This window comes from Neisseria sp. HMSC078C12 (assembly GCF_001838065.1).
In the GTDB taxonomy this organism is placed as follows: Bacteria; Pseudomonadota; Gammaproteobacteria; order Burkholderiales; family Neisseriaceae; genus Neisseria.
This window is the reverse complement of sequence record NZ_KV835599.1, coordinates 62,385-78,501: the sequence shown is the minus strand read 5'-3', so window position 1 is coordinate 78,501 and position 16,117 is coordinate 62,385. Positions and strand designations below refer to the sequence as shown.

At 46.8% G+C, this 16,117-nt stretch carries 13 protein-coding genes and 1 pseudogene; 5 read left to right on the top strand and 9 right to left on the bottom strand.

All coding sequences use genetic code 11. The annotated features are described in order from the left end of the window. Nucleotides 1-328 precede the first annotated feature (328 nt). Nucleotides 329-835 (top strand): hypothetical protein, encoded by a 507-nt coding sequence (locus HMPREF2596_RS03905; RefSeq protein ID WP_070849760.1) that lies wholly within the window; start codon nt 329-331, stop codon nt 833-835. Nucleotides 836-925: 90 nt separating this feature from the next. Beyond that, the gene (locus HMPREF2596_RS03900) at nt 926-1,498 is read left to right on the top strand and encodes a hypothetical protein (RefSeq protein WP_070849758.1); all 573 of its coding nucleotides are present in this window, start codon (nt 926-928) and stop codon (nt 1,496-1,498) included. Between the two features lie 137 nt (nt 1,499-1,635). Here HMPREF2596_RS03900 and cysI read toward each other — a convergent pair whose 3' ends face one another. From cysI to HMPREF2596_RS03880, 4 genes are all read right to left on the bottom strand, one after another. Beyond that, nucleotides 1,636-3,393 carry an assimilatory sulfite reductase (NADPH) hemoprotein subunit gene (gene cysI, locus HMPREF2596_RS03895; RefSeq protein WP_070849756.1) on the bottom strand — a complete coding sequence of 586 codons (1,758 nt, stop codon included), beginning with the start codon at nt 3,391-3,393 and terminating at the stop codon, nt 1,636-1,638. A gap of 169 nt (nt 3,394-3,562) precedes the next feature. Then, nucleotides 3,563-4,096: an inorganic diphosphatase gene (locus HMPREF2596_RS03890; protein ID WP_003678634.1), complete on the bottom strand. Its 534-nt coding sequence runs from the start codon at nt 4,094-4,096 to the stop codon at nt 3,563-3,565. Between the two features lie 84 nt (nt 4,097-4,180). Then, a complete protein-coding gene (gene nudB / locus HMPREF2596_RS03885) occupies nt 4,181-4,645 on the bottom strand; it encodes a dihydroneopterin triphosphate diphosphatase (RefSeq protein WP_070849754.1) in 465 nt (154 codons plus the stop codon). 136 nt (nt 4,646-4,781) lie between these two features. Continuing rightward, nucleotides 4,782-5,435 carry a metallophosphoesterase gene (locus HMPREF2596_RS03880; RefSeq protein WP_070849752.1) on the bottom strand — a complete coding sequence of 218 codons (654 nt, stop codon included), beginning with the start codon at nt 5,433-5,435 and terminating at the stop codon, nt 4,782-4,784. Between the two features lie 85 nt (nt 5,436-5,520). On the opposite strand from HMPREF2596_RS03880, the gene HMPREF2596_RS03875 reads away from it, so the two are divergent. Beyond that, nucleotides 5,521-5,964 (top strand): RpiB/LacA/LacB family sugar-phosphate isomerase, encoded by a 444-nt coding sequence (locus HMPREF2596_RS03875; protein WP_070849750.1) that lies wholly within the window; start codon nt 5,521-5,523, stop codon nt 5,962-5,964. A 32-nt stretch (nt 5,965-5,996) separates the two neighbouring features. Here HMPREF2596_RS03875 and HMPREF2596_RS03870 read toward each other — a convergent pair whose 3' ends face one another. Further along, on the bottom strand, nt 5,997-7,475 hold the full coding sequence (locus HMPREF2596_RS03870; RefSeq protein WP_070849748.1) for an RNA ligase: 1,479 nt from the start codon (nt 7,473-7,475) through the stop codon (nt 5,997-5,999). 144 nt (nt 7,476-7,619) lie between these two features. On the opposite strand from HMPREF2596_RS03870, the gene HMPREF2596_RS03865 reads away from it, so the two are divergent. Next, the gene (locus tag HMPREF2596_RS03865; protein WP_070849746.1) at nt 7,620-9,185 is read left to right on the top strand and encodes a phosphoethanolamine transferase; all 1,566 of its coding nucleotides are present in this window, start codon (nt 7,620-7,622) and stop codon (nt 9,183-9,185) included. A gap of 65 nt (nt 9,186-9,250) precedes the next feature. On the opposite strand, the gene HMPREF2596_RS03860 is transcribed toward HMPREF2596_RS03865, so the two are convergent. After that, nucleotides 9,251-10,825 (bottom strand): vWA domain-containing protein, encoded by a 1,575-nt coding sequence (locus HMPREF2596_RS03860; protein WP_070849745.1) that lies wholly within the window; start codon nt 10,823-10,825, stop codon nt 9,251-9,253. 1,118 nt (nt 10,826-11,943) lie between these two features. Between HMPREF2596_RS03860 and rtcR the strand changes: the two genes are divergently transcribed. Further along, the gene (rtcR, locus tag HMPREF2596_RS03855) at nt 11,944-13,572 is read left to right on the top strand and encodes an RNA repair transcriptional activator RtcR (RefSeq protein ID WP_070849742.1); all 1,629 of its coding nucleotides are present in this window, start codon (nt 11,944-11,946) and stop codon (nt 13,570-13,572) included. A 114-nt stretch (nt 13,573-13,686) separates the two neighbouring features. Here the strand turns inward: rtcR and fghA are convergent, their stop codons facing one another. The 3 genes and pseudogenes from fghA to HMPREF2596_RS10950 all read right to left on the bottom strand — a co-directional run. Continuing rightward, nucleotides 13,687-14,514 carry an S-formylglutathione hydrolase gene (fghA, locus tag HMPREF2596_RS03850; RefSeq protein WP_070849741.1) on the bottom strand — a complete coding sequence of 276 codons (828 nt, stop codon included), beginning with the start codon at nt 14,512-14,514 and terminating at the stop codon, nt 13,687-13,689. Nucleotides 14,515-14,522: 8 nt separating this feature from the next. Beyond that, nucleotides 14,523-15,632, bottom strand: a complete 1,110-nt coding sequence (locus tag HMPREF2596_RS03845; protein WP_196794543.1) for an S-(hydroxymethyl)glutathione dehydrogenase/class III alcohol dehydrogenase — start codon at nt 15,630-15,632, stop codon at nt 14,523-14,525. A gap of 174 nt (nt 15,633-15,806) precedes the next feature. Beyond that, nucleotides 15,807-16,013: pseudogene (locus HMPREF2596_RS10950) on the bottom strand (hypothetical protein); the annotation flags it as partial. Nucleotides 16,014-16,117: the final 104 nt, after the last annotated feature.

Sequence of the window (16,117 nt, the reverse complement as noted above, 5' to 3'; positions counted from 1 at the left end):
TCGAAAGAAAATAAATTGGAAGGATTACAACAACTTGTAGATTTATTGGTGGGTTTTATCGATTGGATATTGAAATTACTGGCCTTCTTGTTTTAAACTACGTTCCATACTTTTATACATTAGAGACGTATTTTCATCATGCAAACCGCGCAATGCTCCGCTACTTTCTTCTATTGGTACCACACAAACGTGCGGTACTTTTTTGCGCTTGTCTGAAACAGACCAAATTGAAAATACGCAAATCAGAGCCGCCTCATTTGAGCGGCTTTTTTTATACCCACCATGGCCGCTTAAATCCACCCATTTTTAAGAAATAAGGAATACAGCCATGACCGCTTCAACTAAAATCCACAGCCAAACTCAAATGTTACACACCTGCCGCATGGTCGTTGACAGCAACAGCCACCACAGCATGCCCAACACGCTCACTTTGCCTGATACGCCCGACAACCTCATCAGTGAAGCCTTAATTCCGCAAGTGCGCACCATCGCGACTTTGATTGCCGCAGAGCGTCACGACTTCAATCAAAGCAGCCCGAATGTTTTTACTGATGAAGCGGATTTCTTCGCGGCGCGTATTTTGGTTTTGGGCGTACGCCGTTTCCATTTGGACATTACCCTGCTGCCCATGCTCAAAACCGCCAACAAACGCGCCGAAGCCTTTGCCAAACGCCATCATATGCCCTTCTCTCCCGCTGAAATGCAAATGTCCCTGCACACCCGCCGCCCTGCCAACCTGCTGATTATCGAAACCGAACACGAAATGCCTGCTCTGGGCAATCTGGCCGCCAACAGCCGTGCATTTGCCGCGCAACTTTCCAATATTATTTTGTAAAACTACTTGAAAAACAGGGAAATGGTTTAATATTAGGCAAACACACTCCGCCGAAATCTCGGCAAAGACAAACTTCTCTCAGGAAAAACAATGAAAAAACTGATTGCCTTAGCCGCCCTTTCCACTTTCGCCCTTGCTGCCTGCAAAGACAATACCCAAGCGCAACTTGAGCAGCAACAAAAACAAATCGAAGCATTGCAACAACAGTTGGCACAACAAAACGGCCAACAAGAAGACAATACGGTTTACCAGCTCACGCCCGAAGCCGTGAAAGACACTATTCCTGCCGAGGCACAAGCCAACGGCAACAACGGCCAACCGGTAACCGGTACAGACGGCCAACAATACATCTACGACCAATCCACCGGCAGCTGGCTGCTGCAAAGCTTGGTGGGTACTGCAGCCGGTGCATTTATCGGCAACGCATTGGCCAATAAATTCACACAGGCGCGCAATCAAAACAGCCCGATTGCCCGTCAAGCCCGTGCCAACTATTATCAAAGCGCACGTCCAAACGGACGCACCAGCCAACAGCTGAATACACGTACCCTGCGTGCCCAGCAGCAAAACGCCCAGCAACAACAACGATACCGCGAAACTACGCATCAGCCTTCCAACTACCGCCGCCCCAGCATGGGCCGAGGCTTTGGCCGCCGCCGCTGATTCGGTTTATATCCTATCTTTCATATAAACATCCCTGATATAAAAGGCCGTCTGAAAACCAGTTTTCCTGATTTTTCAGACGGCCTTTAGTCCTTCTCTATTTTCTTATTGCAGACTTGTGGGTCTGTCTGTATGCGTTATGCCCAGAAGTCTCGCGGTGCGTCCAATACGGGTTTGACGATACCGGTGCGGACGGCAAAATCGCCGAAGCCTTCATCATCGAGTCGGTTTTGCGCCCAATCGGCCACCCAGCCTTCGACAATTTCAAGGATTTCAGGTTCGGTAATATTTTCTTTAAACAGGCGCGGGATGCGGGTGCCTTCGCGGTTGCCGCCTGCGTAAAGGTTGTAGCGGCCGACAGCTTTGCCGACCAAACCGATTTCCGCCAGCATGGCGCGGCCGCAACCGTTGGGGCAACCGGTTACGCGCAAAACGATGTATTCGTCTTCCAAGCCGTATTTGGCGAACATTTCATCGATTTTATCGGAGAATGTCGGCAAGAAGCGTTCGGCCTCCGCCATTGCCAGCGGGCAAGTCGGCAAGGCAACGCAGGCCATGGAGTTTTCACGCTGGATGGTAATCGATTTACTGATAAGGCCATGATCTTTAGCGATTTTATCAATCATGTCTTTCAATTCGGGCGGTACATTGGCAACCACCAGATTTTGGTTGGCCGTCAGACGGAAGTCGCCGGGATGGATTTTGGCAATTTCACGTACGCCGGTTTTCAAAGGTCTGCCGGGATAATCGAGCAGGCGGCCGTTTTCAATAAACAAAGTCAAATGCCAGTTGCCTTCATGTCCTTGTACCCAGCCGATATGGTCGCCGCGGTGGGTGAATTCGTAAGGGCGGATGGGTTCAAACTTAATGCCCATGCGTCTTTCGACTTCTTCTTTGAACACATCCACGCCGACGCGTTGCAGCGTATAGCGTGTACGCGCTGCTTTGCGGTCGCTACGGTTACCCCAGTCGCGCTGGGTGCTGACGACGGCTTCGGCGGCATTGAGGGTGTATTCCAGCGGAACAAAACCGAATTCATAGGAAATATTGGGATAAGTTTTGGTATTGCCGTGTTCGCTGGATAAACCGCCGCCGACCAATACATTGAAACCCACCAACTTGCCGTTTTCTGCAATCGCCACAAAACCCAAGTCGTTGGAATGAATGTCCACATCGTTATCCGGCGGAATCACAACGGCGGTTTTGAATTTGCGCGGCAGATAGGTTTTACCCAAAATCGGCTCTACATCGTCGGCAATTTCTTTATTGCGCGGCTCGGTCGGCTCGGTTGTAAACACTTTTTCGCCGTCCAACCATACATCGGCATATGCCATGGTGCGCGGCAGGAGGTGCATACTGATGCGCGCCGCCCATTCATAGGCTTCTTGGTGCAAAGTGCTTTGTACAGGATTGCTGGTGCACAACACATTACGGTTGACATCGCTGGCTGTGGCAATGGAATCCAAACCCAGTTTGTGCAATGCCTGATGTGCCTGTTTTAAATCGGTTTTCAGAATGCCGTGGTATTGGAAGGTTTGGCGGTTGGTCAGGCGGATAGAGCCGTAAATCGTATTTTCACCGGCAAATTTGTCGATACCCAGCCACTGCTTCGGCGTAATGATGCCGCCGGGCAAACGGCAACGCAACATCATGTTTTTTAAAGGCTCAAGCTTTTGTTCGGTACGCTCGGCACGGATATCGCGGTTGTCCTGTTCGTACATGCCGTGGAAGCGGATAAGTTGAAAGTTGTCGGCGGTAAAGCCGCCGGTAAAGTCGTCTTTCAACTCTTCTTTAATGGTGCCGTGCAGATAATCGCTGCGTTCTTTCAAGGCTTCGTTGCCGGAAAGCGGTGTATCAGGCAGCTTGGCGCGCGGGTCGGTCGTGGTAGCAGTCATTGAAGTACTCCTTATTTTTGGTATAGGCGTTACTTTAATGAGGCCGTCTGAAAATGGGAAAGAATGGTTTGTTTGTTTTAAAGACGATTTTGTTATATTGGTTGAAAACATAAAAAGGCCGTCTGAACTTTGCTTTCAGACGGCCTTGATATTGAGTGGAACAAAACGATTAGGCTTGTTTGTTCCAACGTTCGATAGATTCTTTGATAACTTGTTTCGCTTCTTCTACATCGCCCCAAGATTCAACTTTAGTGGTACCTGCTTTTTTCAGGTCTTTGTAGTGGTTGAAGTGGAACTCGATTTGTTTGATCAGTTGTTGCGGCAAATCGGCCAAAGTTTTGTAGGCGTTACCGTTGTTGCGGTCGTCGGCCGGAACGCAGACGATTTTGTCGTCCACTTCGCCGTCGTCAACGAATTTCATCACGCCGATAACGCGTGCTTCCAGGAAAATACCGGTTGCCAAAGGCTGTTCGGTAACCAGCAATACGTCCAATTCGTCGCCGTCTTCGTCCAAAGTTTGCGGAATGAAGCCGTAGTTGGTCGGTTTGGCGAAAATTGCCGGTTCAACGCGGTCGAGTTGGAAGGCGGCCAGTTTGCGGTTCCATTCGATTTTGTGGTTGCTGCCTGCTGGGATTTCGTTGACAACGTTGATGATGCCGCCGTCCACGTCGCCCGGGGTCAGGATTTTGTTGAAGTCTGCCATGATGGTTTCCTTTGATTTTAAAGAGAGTCAAACGGCGAAAGTATAGCAAACCCAAGGCCGTCTGAAAATGTGAAACTGTCGTATTCAGACGGCCTTTTTGGCATTCAGCCTTTTGACCAATTCTAAAATTGCGCGTTTATTGGAAGGGGAAAACACTTTTTCCGCCGCTTCTTCCGCACCAAACCAACCATAGGCAACGTGTTCGTCCGGTTGCAGGACGATGGGCGTATCGCGTGGAATTTGGGCGGAGAAGATGTGTTCGCGGTTTTCAAAAACGCCTTTGGGATAGCGATGGCGCCAGTGATGATAGATTTCATAAACGGTGCTGTCGTGCCAGTTTTCCAACTGTCCGTCTGCAAGGCGGATACCGGTTTCCTCCCACACTTCGCGCCATGCGGTTTCTTCGATACGCTCGCCTTCTTCCAAGCTGCCGGTAACCGACTGCCAAAAACCTTGCGGCGCCGTGCGTTCAATCAGCAGGATATTGCCGTCTTCATCATGCAAAACGACCAAAGCGGAAACAGGATACTTCAAAGGCTTGCCGCTCATGGCTTATCCTTGCCGGATTGATTGGGGAGGCTGATTTTTTGTAGTAAGTAAGCCGAAAGGTTTTCCATGTCTCACTCAAAAATGGGAAATTGATATTCAGACGGCCTTTGCCGGAATCCGCAAAGGCCGTCTGAAATTATACCTGATTTAACTGCGCCAGTTTCCAAGACACTAGCTCTGCTGCTTCTTCCGGCGAGTTGGCCTTCAATCCTGCTTCGCCAAAATACGAAATTTTAGGCAAATCACACAAAAACTTATCGATGTCTTCTGCCGTCAAAAAACGGCCGTGCAAATCAAATCCGACGTTTAAAGCACGCCCTTTGATTTCCGCCATCCTGTCATGCAAATGGCCGTACAAGTGATACCAGCCCTGATAGCAGCCGTCCCATTCCTGAATCGGATAGTGAAAGAGAACCAGCGTATTCTTAATTTCCGGCAATTTGAGTTTCATATACGGCCGTATGGACGACAGCAGCGGATGACCGTCATGCTTGGTTTGACTGCGGAAAAAATCGGCATGCTGCCGAATCACATGATCATGATTGCCATAAATCAAGTGATGTTGCCCGTTTAAACGCGACAAAACGCGCTCTATCTGCTTATGGTCGTGGGCAAAGGAAAAATCGCCCAAGTTGTATACCGTATCTTCAGACATAACGGTTTCATTCCATGTCTGAATTAAAAATTCATCCATCTGCTCCACGTTATCGAACGGTCGAAATTGCGGGCAAAATTTGGCGATGTTTTTATGTGAGAAATGTAGGTCTGATGTGAAGTAGATTTTGCTCATACCGTGCTTTCTGCGTTGCAGGCTTGAATCGTATCACGCGCGGGCGTATGCTGAGTAATGTTTTTATGTGCTTCAAGGAGTTCATATGCGTTTGATTATTGCCGCGCCGGCCAACGGCGCAATATTGAAGGACGCGCTCAAAGCGCATCTGCAAAACGACCCGCGCGTCAGCAGCTTGGTCGATTTATCCTCGCCCGAAGGAACCTATCCACAACTCTCGTTTGCCGCGGCCGAAGAAGTCGCGGCAGGACGCGCCGACCGTGCGCTGTTGATTTGCGGCACAGGCGTGGGCACGGCAATCGCCGCCAATAAAGTGCGCGGCATACGGGCGGCGACGGCACATGATTTGCTTACCGTCCGCGGCTCGGTGGAGAACTATAACGCGCAGGTTTTATGTATGGGGCAAAACGTCATCGCCGCGCCTGCCGCTTGGGCATTAGTCGATATCTGGTTGGATTTGCACCATGACACAAGCAGCGGCTATGCGCCTAAAGTCGGCGAAATCGAAGCGTATGAGCGCGAAAAATAAATACGCATTGCTCCCTATATTTTCAGACGGCCTTACAACTGTCTTAAAAATGCTTGGATAAACGCGATCTTATCCAATTCCGGCATAGCGTTGAATGCTTCCTGATGCTCGTGGATGTAGTCGATTAAAGGATAAAATTCTTCATCGACGTGGCGTTTGTCCAGCTTACGGCCGATATTGCCTTCGTTGCTTCGTCCTAAAAACTTAGAAATCAGGTAATAGGGCGATTTGAGTTTGAACAGCATTTCGCCGTTTTGTGCATCAAATACCATAAAGCCTTCGTGTTCCACATTTTTCAGACGGCCTTTCAGCTCGCCGAACGTGATGTTTTTCAGCATTTCGGGACGGCGGATGCCGTATTGTTTGCCGATTTCGTCCAATTCAGCTTCAGTAAACTGACGGCCTGTCGCCACGTCGATGCAGCCGATTAAGGTTTCGCCCAATTCTTCGCGGATAATGTGCACGTCTTTCGCGTCTGTGATTTCGAACAAAAAAGTATGATTCGGATAAGCACGGAACAGGGTTTCGTATTGCGCGCAGTGTGCGGCGGTCATGTCTGCAAACGCGCTATCAAGCGAACCGGTGGTCGAATACAGCACTTTGCCGTCAAAAGAAGCGCCTTTAGACGGATGGTCATCTGAAAGCGAGACGAAAGTGCAGCAGCCGAGGAAGCCGTTTACTTTTACGACCGCATCTACCAATCTATCGTCGCTGATTCGGAGCGGATAACGGCTGCCTTTGGCAATACGCTCCGAATAATTGAACACTTTTTTAAACGGGCGCACGATGATTCGATTATGCGTATCGATAATCAAACCGCGCATTTCCAGCAAAGCATCATCAAATCGGTTGTTATAGAACACGCTGCGGGCGTATTTCAACACGCGCAATTCAGGGTAACGCTTGGACGCTTTGGCGGTAAAGTTGCGGCTGCCGTGTTGCAGATAATGATCGGTCACAAAGGTTTGCTGCGCCTCATCAAATACCAGCGGCTTATGCTCGATAGCCTGCATCTGCTCGATTTTTTCTAACTGCTCCGCATTTGCCGGCTGCACGGCCTCGATGTGGATTTCGTTTGACACTCGGTTTTGGTTCAACTTGATATACGCCGCCAACACGTCATGCTCTTTTACGCCGTGCAGGTTGGGATAGAAATTATGCAGTCGATAAATTTCTGTTTCAAAACCGCTTTTCTCCGCCTGATCCAATAAATGACGGCAACGTGAAGCTTTTTGGTTGGTATTGGAATTAATGATCAAAATATTTCGATTCGGATTTTGACGTCCAAGTCTCAATGTTTCAGTCATCAAAGCATTACCGCGTTTTTGCGCCTTATCCACCGCTTCGCCCGACCAACGATATTCACCATATTCATCGGTAATGAACAAATCGTTTTCAATACGAACCACTTCAGCATCCGGATACTGCGCTTTAAATTCGGCGGCTTTTTGTTCGGCAAAAGTCGATTTTCCCGAACCTTGATGACCGCGGATTAAGATAAATTTTTGCATGGTTTTAGTTTCCTTATTTGGGTTTTCAGACGACGTTTGGTAGAAAAGCTATCTGAAACTGTAAGTTTTTTGTTTTTTATGTGTAAAGTTATGTTGGGTTGAGTATAATAACGCCCTAGTTATTTACTAAGTTCAGGATTTAAGATGAAGGTTTTTTTTCAGAAATATAGCCTGCCGCTATCAATAATAGTATTTTCTTTAGTATCAAACTTTGGATTAGGATATTTAGTAAGTGTCTACACACTTGCAATGTTCTTTTTCTGGTATGGTCTATTCTTATTTAATAAAAAAATATTTAGTATTTTGTTTTTAATAAATCTAATCGTATGTGTTTTATTTGCTCCAATTGCTTATTTATATGGCCGCATCAATATTGGTTTGATCGCATCTTTGTTCGAAACCAATCTCCATGAATCTACTGAATTTATCAATTTGATTACATGGCAAGCATGGGCAACAGGGCTATTAGTTCTTATAAGTGGATTTGGTGTAATTTATATAGGTAGATACACAAATAAAAACTATAGTTTGCAAAGACATAAATATATTGTAATTGTTTTTTTCAGTATTTTTTTACTATTCTCTCTACACAAACCAACGACGAATACACTAAAAAGACATCAACCATTTAAGTTAGTTAATACAGAAGTTGGGAATATTAATTTTTATTTCAGGATATTTCAGGCAGTAGAGCAATATTATGATGAAAGAATCCAGTCGGAACAAATTCTTTCAAATAAACCTGTTTGGGAAATTATAGGCTCCCACCCCAAATATAAAAATTATGTATTAGTTATTGGTGAAAGCATGAGGGCAGATTACATGTCTTTATATGGTTTTCCAATTGATACAACTCCTTATTTAAGAAGATCCAATGGGTTAGTTATAGATGAATTTATAGCTCCTGCCCCAAATACCCAAACGTCTTTGACTAGAATGCTTCACCTTACTCAAGGTAACATAATAAGTTACCCTAATAATCTTATTTCGCTTGCTAAAGCAGCAGGATTTAAAACTTATTGGCTATCCACCCAGCCAACTTCCGATGATGCGGATACTGCTGCAGCCCGAGTGGGTATTCAGGCAGATTATTCACATTTCTATGATCCTAATTCATCCAGAGATGGTAAAAACAGTATTAGTGATTTTATATTACTGGAAGGAGTGGCAGAACAGTTAAAACAGATGAAAAATGCGCATAATTCATTATTTGTATTGCATATAAATGGTTCTCATCCTGATTTTTGTAAACGTTTGATACAGCCTGTATCAGAAAGATTTAAAAGTGAAAAAATGTCGTGTTATTTGGAAACACTAAAGCAAACCGATCAATTATTACAACGTCTTGAAGTAGAGATGAAATCCTATGGTAGCTATTCAATAATGTATTTATCTGATCATGGGTTAGCTCATATAGATAAAAATACTGATCATGTTAGTTTATTAAATTCTACAAAAGACAAACAGGCTTATCATGTTCCATTTATTAAAATTTCAAGTGATGATACAAAACAAGTACACTTAAAAGTTAGAAGAAGCGGGTTTGATTTTATTTATGCTTTTTCAGAATGGCTTGGTATTGATGAAAAAAAACTGAAATTGCCATATCGCTTCTTTTCTGAGGATAAGGTGGATTCCGTGAAAATATTTAACTGGGAAGGAGTTGTTCCTTATGAAACTTTACATGATGATCCTGCATTGCAACCATAATTATTTAGATTAAGAGAGCGGATCGTCTAAAAACGTTGACACCTTATTTTCAGACGACCCCTTGGCTAATTTACCGCCGCAAGCTCGGTTTTCTCAATCTCTTCTACCCAGAAATCTGTACCCATGCCTCGTTCAGCAAAGGAACCGATGAGCGTGAACACTTGATCGGAGAAGCCGCCGATGTTCAAGATATCGTGACGGTTTCGTGCTTGAGCCTGGACGTAGGGCTGGATATCCAGACAAACGAGTTTGGCTTCCGGACAACGTCTTTTCAGAATATCCCACTCTTTCATCAGGCTGGTTGTTGCGCCCCACTGTTGGCTGTCATCTGCCCAACTTTCGTTGTCTGACACGATGACGACCAAATCCACGTCGGCTTTTTCGCGGTTCAACATGGCGAGCGGTGCGCTGCAAGCCGTTCCGCCGCCGCCGATATTGGCGAGTTTTTCGGCGTTGGTCATGATGCTGTCGCGCGGATTGAGCTGCACGTTTACCGTGATTTGTTCAAACGGTATCACGCGGGCTTGCGGGTTGGTACGCAACATGGCGGCGGATACGAGTGCGGCAATATCGATGCAGCGGGTTTTGCTGGTTGCGCTGCCGCGATGGCCGGTAACCGAGCTGTGCATAGAGCCGGAGACGTCCGGGCAAACCACGACTTTGCCTTGGATGGCCGGTACGTTTTGTACGGCGGTTTCCATCGCGTCTTGCAGCGCTTCGCGGATTTCAAACGGCATTTGATTAGATGTTGCCTGATACGCGGTCAGCAATTGGTAAGGCAGGACGCGGGCGCGGGCAATGGCGGTTTCGTCACGCAGTTTTTCTGCCACCATTTTGATGTTTTTGCTTTTGGCAAACACTTCGTGGCGCAGGAAAGTATTCAGGTTTTGACGAACCTGCTGCCATGAGCCGTTGCGGGCAATCTCTGCCCAGTCGCCGCTGTTCAAGTCTAAAGCGGTGAGCATTTGGAAGGGAACATTGGGCAATTCGCCTTCTCGGCTTTGTTTGTAGTCTTCAAAAGCGCGGGTAATGGGCGGCAATGCTTCGCGGTCGTACGGTTTACCGATCAGCCATGCAAACCAGGCGGCACGCCATGCTTCACGCGGTTTTGGGTGCACCATTTTGACCACATCTGCCAGCGACGGCGAATTGCCGACGGCGGCGTTAAGCAGTTGTTTTTCGGTGGCGGTCAAAAGCCAGGTCTGCATCAGTTTTTTCGGACGGTTGCCGAAGGATTTTCTGCCGACTGCGCCGCTGCGAATGATTTGTGCGAAGTTACGCAACATTTTACCGTTGTCCACTACTTGGTCGAATACGCGGGCGAGCATGTTCACGTCTTTTTGTGCCAACACGGCAAGCAACAGCGCAGGCATATCTTTCATGAAACCTTTTTGACGGGAATACACAGCGGTTTTGGCGATAAACTCGGCATCCAGGTTTTCTGCCAATTTCAACACTTGGTCAAGCTGACTTTGGGCATCCGCATAGTAGGTATTGTTCAGACATCCGGTAGCGGCAAGCTGGGCTAGCTGTTGTTTGGGCGTCAGCGTGTAGGCGATGCCGCCGGCTTCGTTATAAGTGTCGGTTTTAGTTAAACGGTTTTTAATAGATTGAAACAAGGTAGTATTAGCCATTTTCATTTTCTTTCATATTGTTGGTTTGAGGTCGTCTGAACTTGTTTTAGCTTTATTTTTCAGACGGTCTTGAATGGGTGGCAGTGTGGCGGCTAAAGATGAAGAGAAGCGGTTTTAACTGAAAGCTAATGTATTCTCTTCCGGGCATCCGCCTACTGCCGTAGGGCGACTAGTTTAATTAGGATCATTCAGGTTTGTAGCAAGAAAGGAATGTAATCCTAATGGCATTCACCCATAAGGGGTGGTACATTGGGCAACAAAGAGTGGAGAAATTTTTACGCGCTCTATCCACTGAGCTACTCTGCCATTGTTGGCGGCAGAGGCGGGACTCGAACCCGCGACCTCGAGCTTAGCAGGCTGTAATTCCTCCGGCATTTGCCGTTTGCACCGAAAACGGTTTTTATATCGGCCCGCCTGAATATTTCAGACGGCCTAGAATAGGTGGCAGCGTAGCGGCTAAAGATGAAGAGAAACGGTTTTAACTGAAAGCTAATGTACTCTCTTCCGGGCATCCGCCTGCTGCCGTAAAAATAATATGGCACGCAACAAGTTTTTCAGGGAAACATGCCTTGGCTCTACCAACTGAGCTACTCTGCTATTTTAGATAACAGAGACAGGACTCGAACCTGCGACATAAGGATATCCATGTTGTAGTTTCCCTAGGCATTTGCCTGCCATATTGGAAAAGGGTGGGCGACTAAATAAACAAGACGTTCAACGTCTATCAGACGAGACAGGGCTCGAACCTGTTAATCCAAATGTAGTCTTGTCGGCATTCGCCCTGTAACCACACCGCAACTAAATTTACGGAAAATTTTTCTCCGGTAACTGTATTTCCCGAAGCATCTGCTGTATCGTTACATTCACAACATAGCCAACAGCGTGCCAAGAATAAAATTTTTATAAAAATAATTTTTAATTGATTGAATATAAAGATAATATATTTTAAAGTAGCTTTTATCGGCAAGAAGCGTAGAATAGTAAAAAATATATTTATAGATAGTTATATAGAAAATAAGATATAAGAGGATATATGATGCGATTTGATGATTTGGACAAACGCCTGCGGCTAAGTAAACGGCAAATTTGTCTTGGAAAAAAATAATTTAAAGGCCGTCTGAAACATGAATACCCATCCTAAAAAACAAGTCGCCGTCAGCTTTCTCGGTACGGTATTAGACAGCGGTTTCGGTCAAGGGCGTTGGCAGAAATGGCGGCCGAATGTCGCCATGAATCAGCGTCAGGATTTTCATCTTGACCGCATGGAACTGTTTTATGCGGAAAAATACCGCGAGCTGGCAGATCATGTAAAAGCTGATATTCAGCAGGTGTCGCCGCACACGGTCGTCAATCTCGTGCCTATGGAGCTGGCAAACCCGTGGGATTTCTCTGAGGTTTATACCAAACTGCACGATTGGGCGGCGAGCTATCCATTTGATACGGAAGAAGAAACCTATCTCACCCACATCACGACAGGTACACACGTTGCCCAAATCTGCCTGTTTTTATTGGTGGAATCGCGTCAAATCCCCGGCGTTCTGTTACAAACCGCACCTCCCAAAAACCAAAGACGCAGTATGGAGGACGGCAATGTCGGCAGTTATGAAATCATCGATTTAGACTTGGCCCGTTACGACGTACTGGCTGAACGCCTTGCCGCCGTACGCGATGACGCAGTGCGCTACCTGAAAAGCGGCATTTCCACCCAAAACGCCGCCTTCAACCGCATGATTGCCGAAATCGAACAAGTCGCGCTCAACTCTCCTTCCCCCATTCTGCTTTCCGGTCCGACAGGCGCGGGCAAATCTATGCTGGCACGCAGGATTTTTGAATTGAAAAAAGCGCGCCACCTGATTAAAGGCACATTTGTCGATGTAAACTGCGCCACCCTTCGCGGCGACGGCGCAGCATCTGCCCTGTTTGGCCACAAAAAAGGCGCCTTTACCGGCGCAGCAGAAAAGCGTGAAGGCTATCTAAAAACTGCCGATGGCGGCGTATTGTTTTTGGACGAAATCGGCGAATTGGGTTTAGATGAGCAAGCCATGTTACTCAAAGCCATTGAAGAAAAACATTTTTATCCCGTCGGTAGCGACAGCGAAGTCAAAAGCGACTTCCAACTCATCGCCGGCACCAACCGCGACCTACGTCATGAAATCCGCGCCGGACGCTTCCGCGAAGACCTGTTCGCCCGCATCAATATTTGGAACTATCCGCTGCCCGCACTCGCCAACCGCCTCGAAGACATCGAGCCCAACGTCGAACACCAGCTCGCCCTAGCTTCGCAAGAACTCGGCCGAACCACCCGCTTCAACAAAGAAGCCCTGGCCGCCTATCTCGACTTCGCCCATTCCAACCAAGCGCCATGGCGCGGCAACTTCCGCGACCTCGCCGCCAGTATCATGCGCCTGGCCACACTCGCGCCGCAAGGCAGGATACAGGTAGAACAAGTCCAAGCCGAAATCGAACGCCTAAAATGGTTATGGTCGGAAGAACCCTTTTCAGACGGCCTCCTACATAATAGGCCGTCTGAAAAAACACAAGACTACCCCGATAAAATCGATTGGGACGCATTGGATTTGTTCGACAAACTGCAACTGCAACACGTCATCGACGAATGCCGCAAACACCCCAACATGGCCGCCGCCGGCCGTGCATTGTTCAACGTCTCCCGAACAGAAAGGGCAAAAGTCAATGACAGCGACCGATTGAGAAAGTATTTGCAACGGTTTGGACTGGAATGGGGGGATATTTAAATGAGAGTGGGCGAGCTAACTCATTTTAATCGCATTATTTTTTATCATTTATAAAAAATAAAAGGCATCAATCCGATGCCTTTTTAATTTATTAACACAACTTACTTCTTTGGTTTACTTCAAAAATGCCGCATGATAGGCAATATGCTCACCAATAAAACTGGCGATGAAGTAATAGCTATGATCGTAGCCTTTATGGAAGCGCACATCGACCGGTTGGTTTGCCGCACGACAGGTTTCAATAAAATCTTCGGTACGCAATTGTGTTGGCAAAAACTCATCTTCCAAGCCCTGATCAATGCGCATACCTTGCACTTTATAGCCTTGTTGGATCAGCGAGCTGGCATCATATTGCTGCCATTTTTCACGATCTTTCCCTAAATAGGCAGAAAAGGCTTTTTCTCCCCAAGGCACGAGGCTTGGCGACAAAATGGGTGAAAAGGCAGAGACACTTTGATAACGTTCTCGATTTCGCAATGCCAATACCAATGCGCCGTGTCCGCCCATTGAATGTCCCATAATGGAACGTTTGCCGTTGGTAGGGAAATTTGCTTCAATCAGACGGGACAACTCGTTCAAAATATAATCATACATTTGATAATTCGTCGCCCAAGGCTGCTCGGTCGCATTCAAATAAAAGCCCGCACCTTGCCCTAAATCGTAAGCCGCATCGTTCGGCACTTGCTCTCCGCGAGGGCTGGTATCGGGGGCAACCACAATTACTTGATGTTCTGCTGCATAACGCTGAAAGCCTGATTTGGTAATGAAATTTTGTTCCGTACACGTTAACCCGGAAAGCCAATAAATCACGCCAAGCGGTCGATTTTCCGGATTATTTGGCAAATAGACGGCAAATTTCATTTCGCATTGCAACGTTTGGGCATGGTGTGCCCAAACTTGTTGCGAACCGTCAAAAATTTGATGTTGTTCAATCAGTTTCATCGCGTACCTTAGTAATGAATAACAGCGCGGATCGATTTACCTTCGTGCATTAACTCAAAGGCTTCATTGATTTGATCGAGTGTCATTGTGTGGGTCACAAACGGTTCTAACTCGATGTCGCCTTTCATTGAATCTTCCACCATTTTCGGAAGTTCAGAGCGGCCTTTCACGCCGCCAAATGCCGTGCCTTTCCAAACACGGCCGGTTACCAACTGGAACGGACGCGTTGAAATTTCTTGGCCAGCACCCGCTACGCCGATAATAATGGATTGTCCCCAGCCACGGTGTGCGCTTTCTAATGCTTGACGCATTACATTTACATTGCCGATACATTCAAAGGTATGGTCAATGCCCCATTTGTTGATGTCTAACAACACATCTTTGATCGGTTTATCGTAATCGTTCGGGTTTAAACAATCCGTTGCACCAAACTGTTTTGCCAACTCGAATTTTGCAGGATTGGTATCAATGGCGATAATGCGGCCGGCTTTGGCTTGGCGCGCACCTTGCACCACTGCCAAACCAATCGCCCCCAAGCCAAACACGGCCACAGAGTCGCCTTCTTGCACTTTTGCCGTATTATGTACCGCACCAATACCTGTGGTCACGCCGCAACCGAGCAAACATACATGTTCGTGGTTGGCTTCCGGGTTGATTTTCGCCAATGAAACTTCGGCAACAACAGAGTATTCGCTGAAAGTCGAACAGCCCATATAGTGATAGATCGGCTGACCTTGATAAGAAAAACGCGTCGTGCCGTCCGGCATTAAGCCTTTACCTTGCGTATCACGCACTGAGACGCATAAGTTGGTTTTACCCGAACGACAAAACTCACATTCGCCACATTCAGCGGTATAAAGAGGAATAACGTGATCACCTGGTTTTACGCTTGACACACCTTCGCCCACAGCAACAACCACACCCGCACCTTCGTGTCCAAGCACCACAGGGAATACGCCTTCAGGATCGCTTCCTGATAACGTAAACGCATCAGTATGGCACACGCCCGTGTGAGTATTGCGGATTAACACCTCGCCTTTACGCGGCATTTCTACATCGATTTCCACAATTTGTAAGGGTTGATTTGGAGCGAATGCCACCGCCGCACGCGATTTGATGGTTGAATTGGTTTGTTTCGTTTCCATTATTTTTGCCTTTTAATTCATTAATAAAGTTATCTAGCCTAAGAAAGATAACCACAGTTTATACTTTGGAACCCACCCTGAAGCAAGCATTTTTGCAATTTTGACTCCGGCAGTAGCATGATCAACTGAAGAGCCACCATGCAATCAGTGATTAAAGAGTTCCGAATATTTCCCTAAGTCATGAAGCTGTCCCATCTGGCAGGCAATTTCCTGCGCATCAAATACCCGGGCAAACTCCGCCGCCATTTCCCCAACATTTACCGAATGACTTTGCAAGGTTTGCCAGTGTTCGTAAGGCAAGAGATTGCCGAGTTCATCTTGCGCGGAATGGGCGTAGTAAATTAGGGGTTTCATATTAAAATTCTAAAAAATTCAGACTGATATCATGCAATGATAATATGATATTAAATTTAATATGTAAATAGAAAAAATGCCGTCTGAAACTTTTTCAGACGGCA

Bases quoted from the DNA above. Each gene is read 5' to 3' on its own strand.
- HMPREF2596_RS03900 (WP_070849758.1), top strand. From the start codon at position 926: ATGAAAAAACTGATTGCCTTAGCCGCCCTTTCCACTTTCGCCCTTGCT.
- fghA (WP_070849741.1), bottom strand. From the start codon at position 14,514: ATGAAACTGATTGAACAACATCAAATTTTTGACGGTTCGCAACAAGTT.
- HMPREF2596_RS03875 (WP_070849750.1), top strand. From the start codon at position 5,521: ATGCGTTTGATTATTGCCGCGCCGGCCAACGGCGCAATATTGAAGGAC.
- HMPREF2596_RS03865 (WP_070849746.1), top strand. From the start codon at position 7,620: ATGAAGGTTTTTTTTCAGAAATATAGCCTGCCGCTATCAATAATAGTA.
- HMPREF2596_RS03860 (WP_070849745.1), bottom strand. From the start codon at position 10,825: ATGAAAATGGCTAATACTACCTTGTTTCAATCTATTAAAAACCGTTTA.
- HMPREF2596_RS03890 (WP_003678634.1), bottom strand. From the start codon at position 4,096: ATGGCAGACTTCAACAAAATCCTGACCCCGGGCGACGTGGACGGCGGC.
- cysI (WP_070849756.1), bottom strand. From the start codon at position 3,393: ATGACTGCTACCACGACCGACCCGCGCGCCAAGCTGCCTGATACACCG.
- HMPREF2596_RS03905 (WP_070849760.1), top strand. From the start codon at position 329: ATGACCGCTTCAACTAAAATCCACAGCCAAACTCAAATGTTACACACC.
- HMPREF2596_RS03880 (WP_070849752.1), bottom strand. From the start codon at position 5,435: ATGAGCAAAATCTACTTCACATCAGACCTACATTTCTCACATAAAAAC.
- nudB (WP_070849754.1), bottom strand. From the start codon at position 4,645: ATGAGCGGCAAGCCTTTGAAGTATCCTGTTTCCGCTTTGGTCGTTTTG.
- HMPREF2596_RS03870 (WP_070849748.1), bottom strand. From the start codon at position 7,475: ATGCAAAAATTTATCTTAATCCGCGGTCATCAAGGTTCGGGAAAATCG.
- rtcR (WP_070849742.1), top strand. From the start codon at position 11,944: ATGAATACCCATCCTAAAAAACAAGTCGCCGTCAGCTTTCTCGGTACG.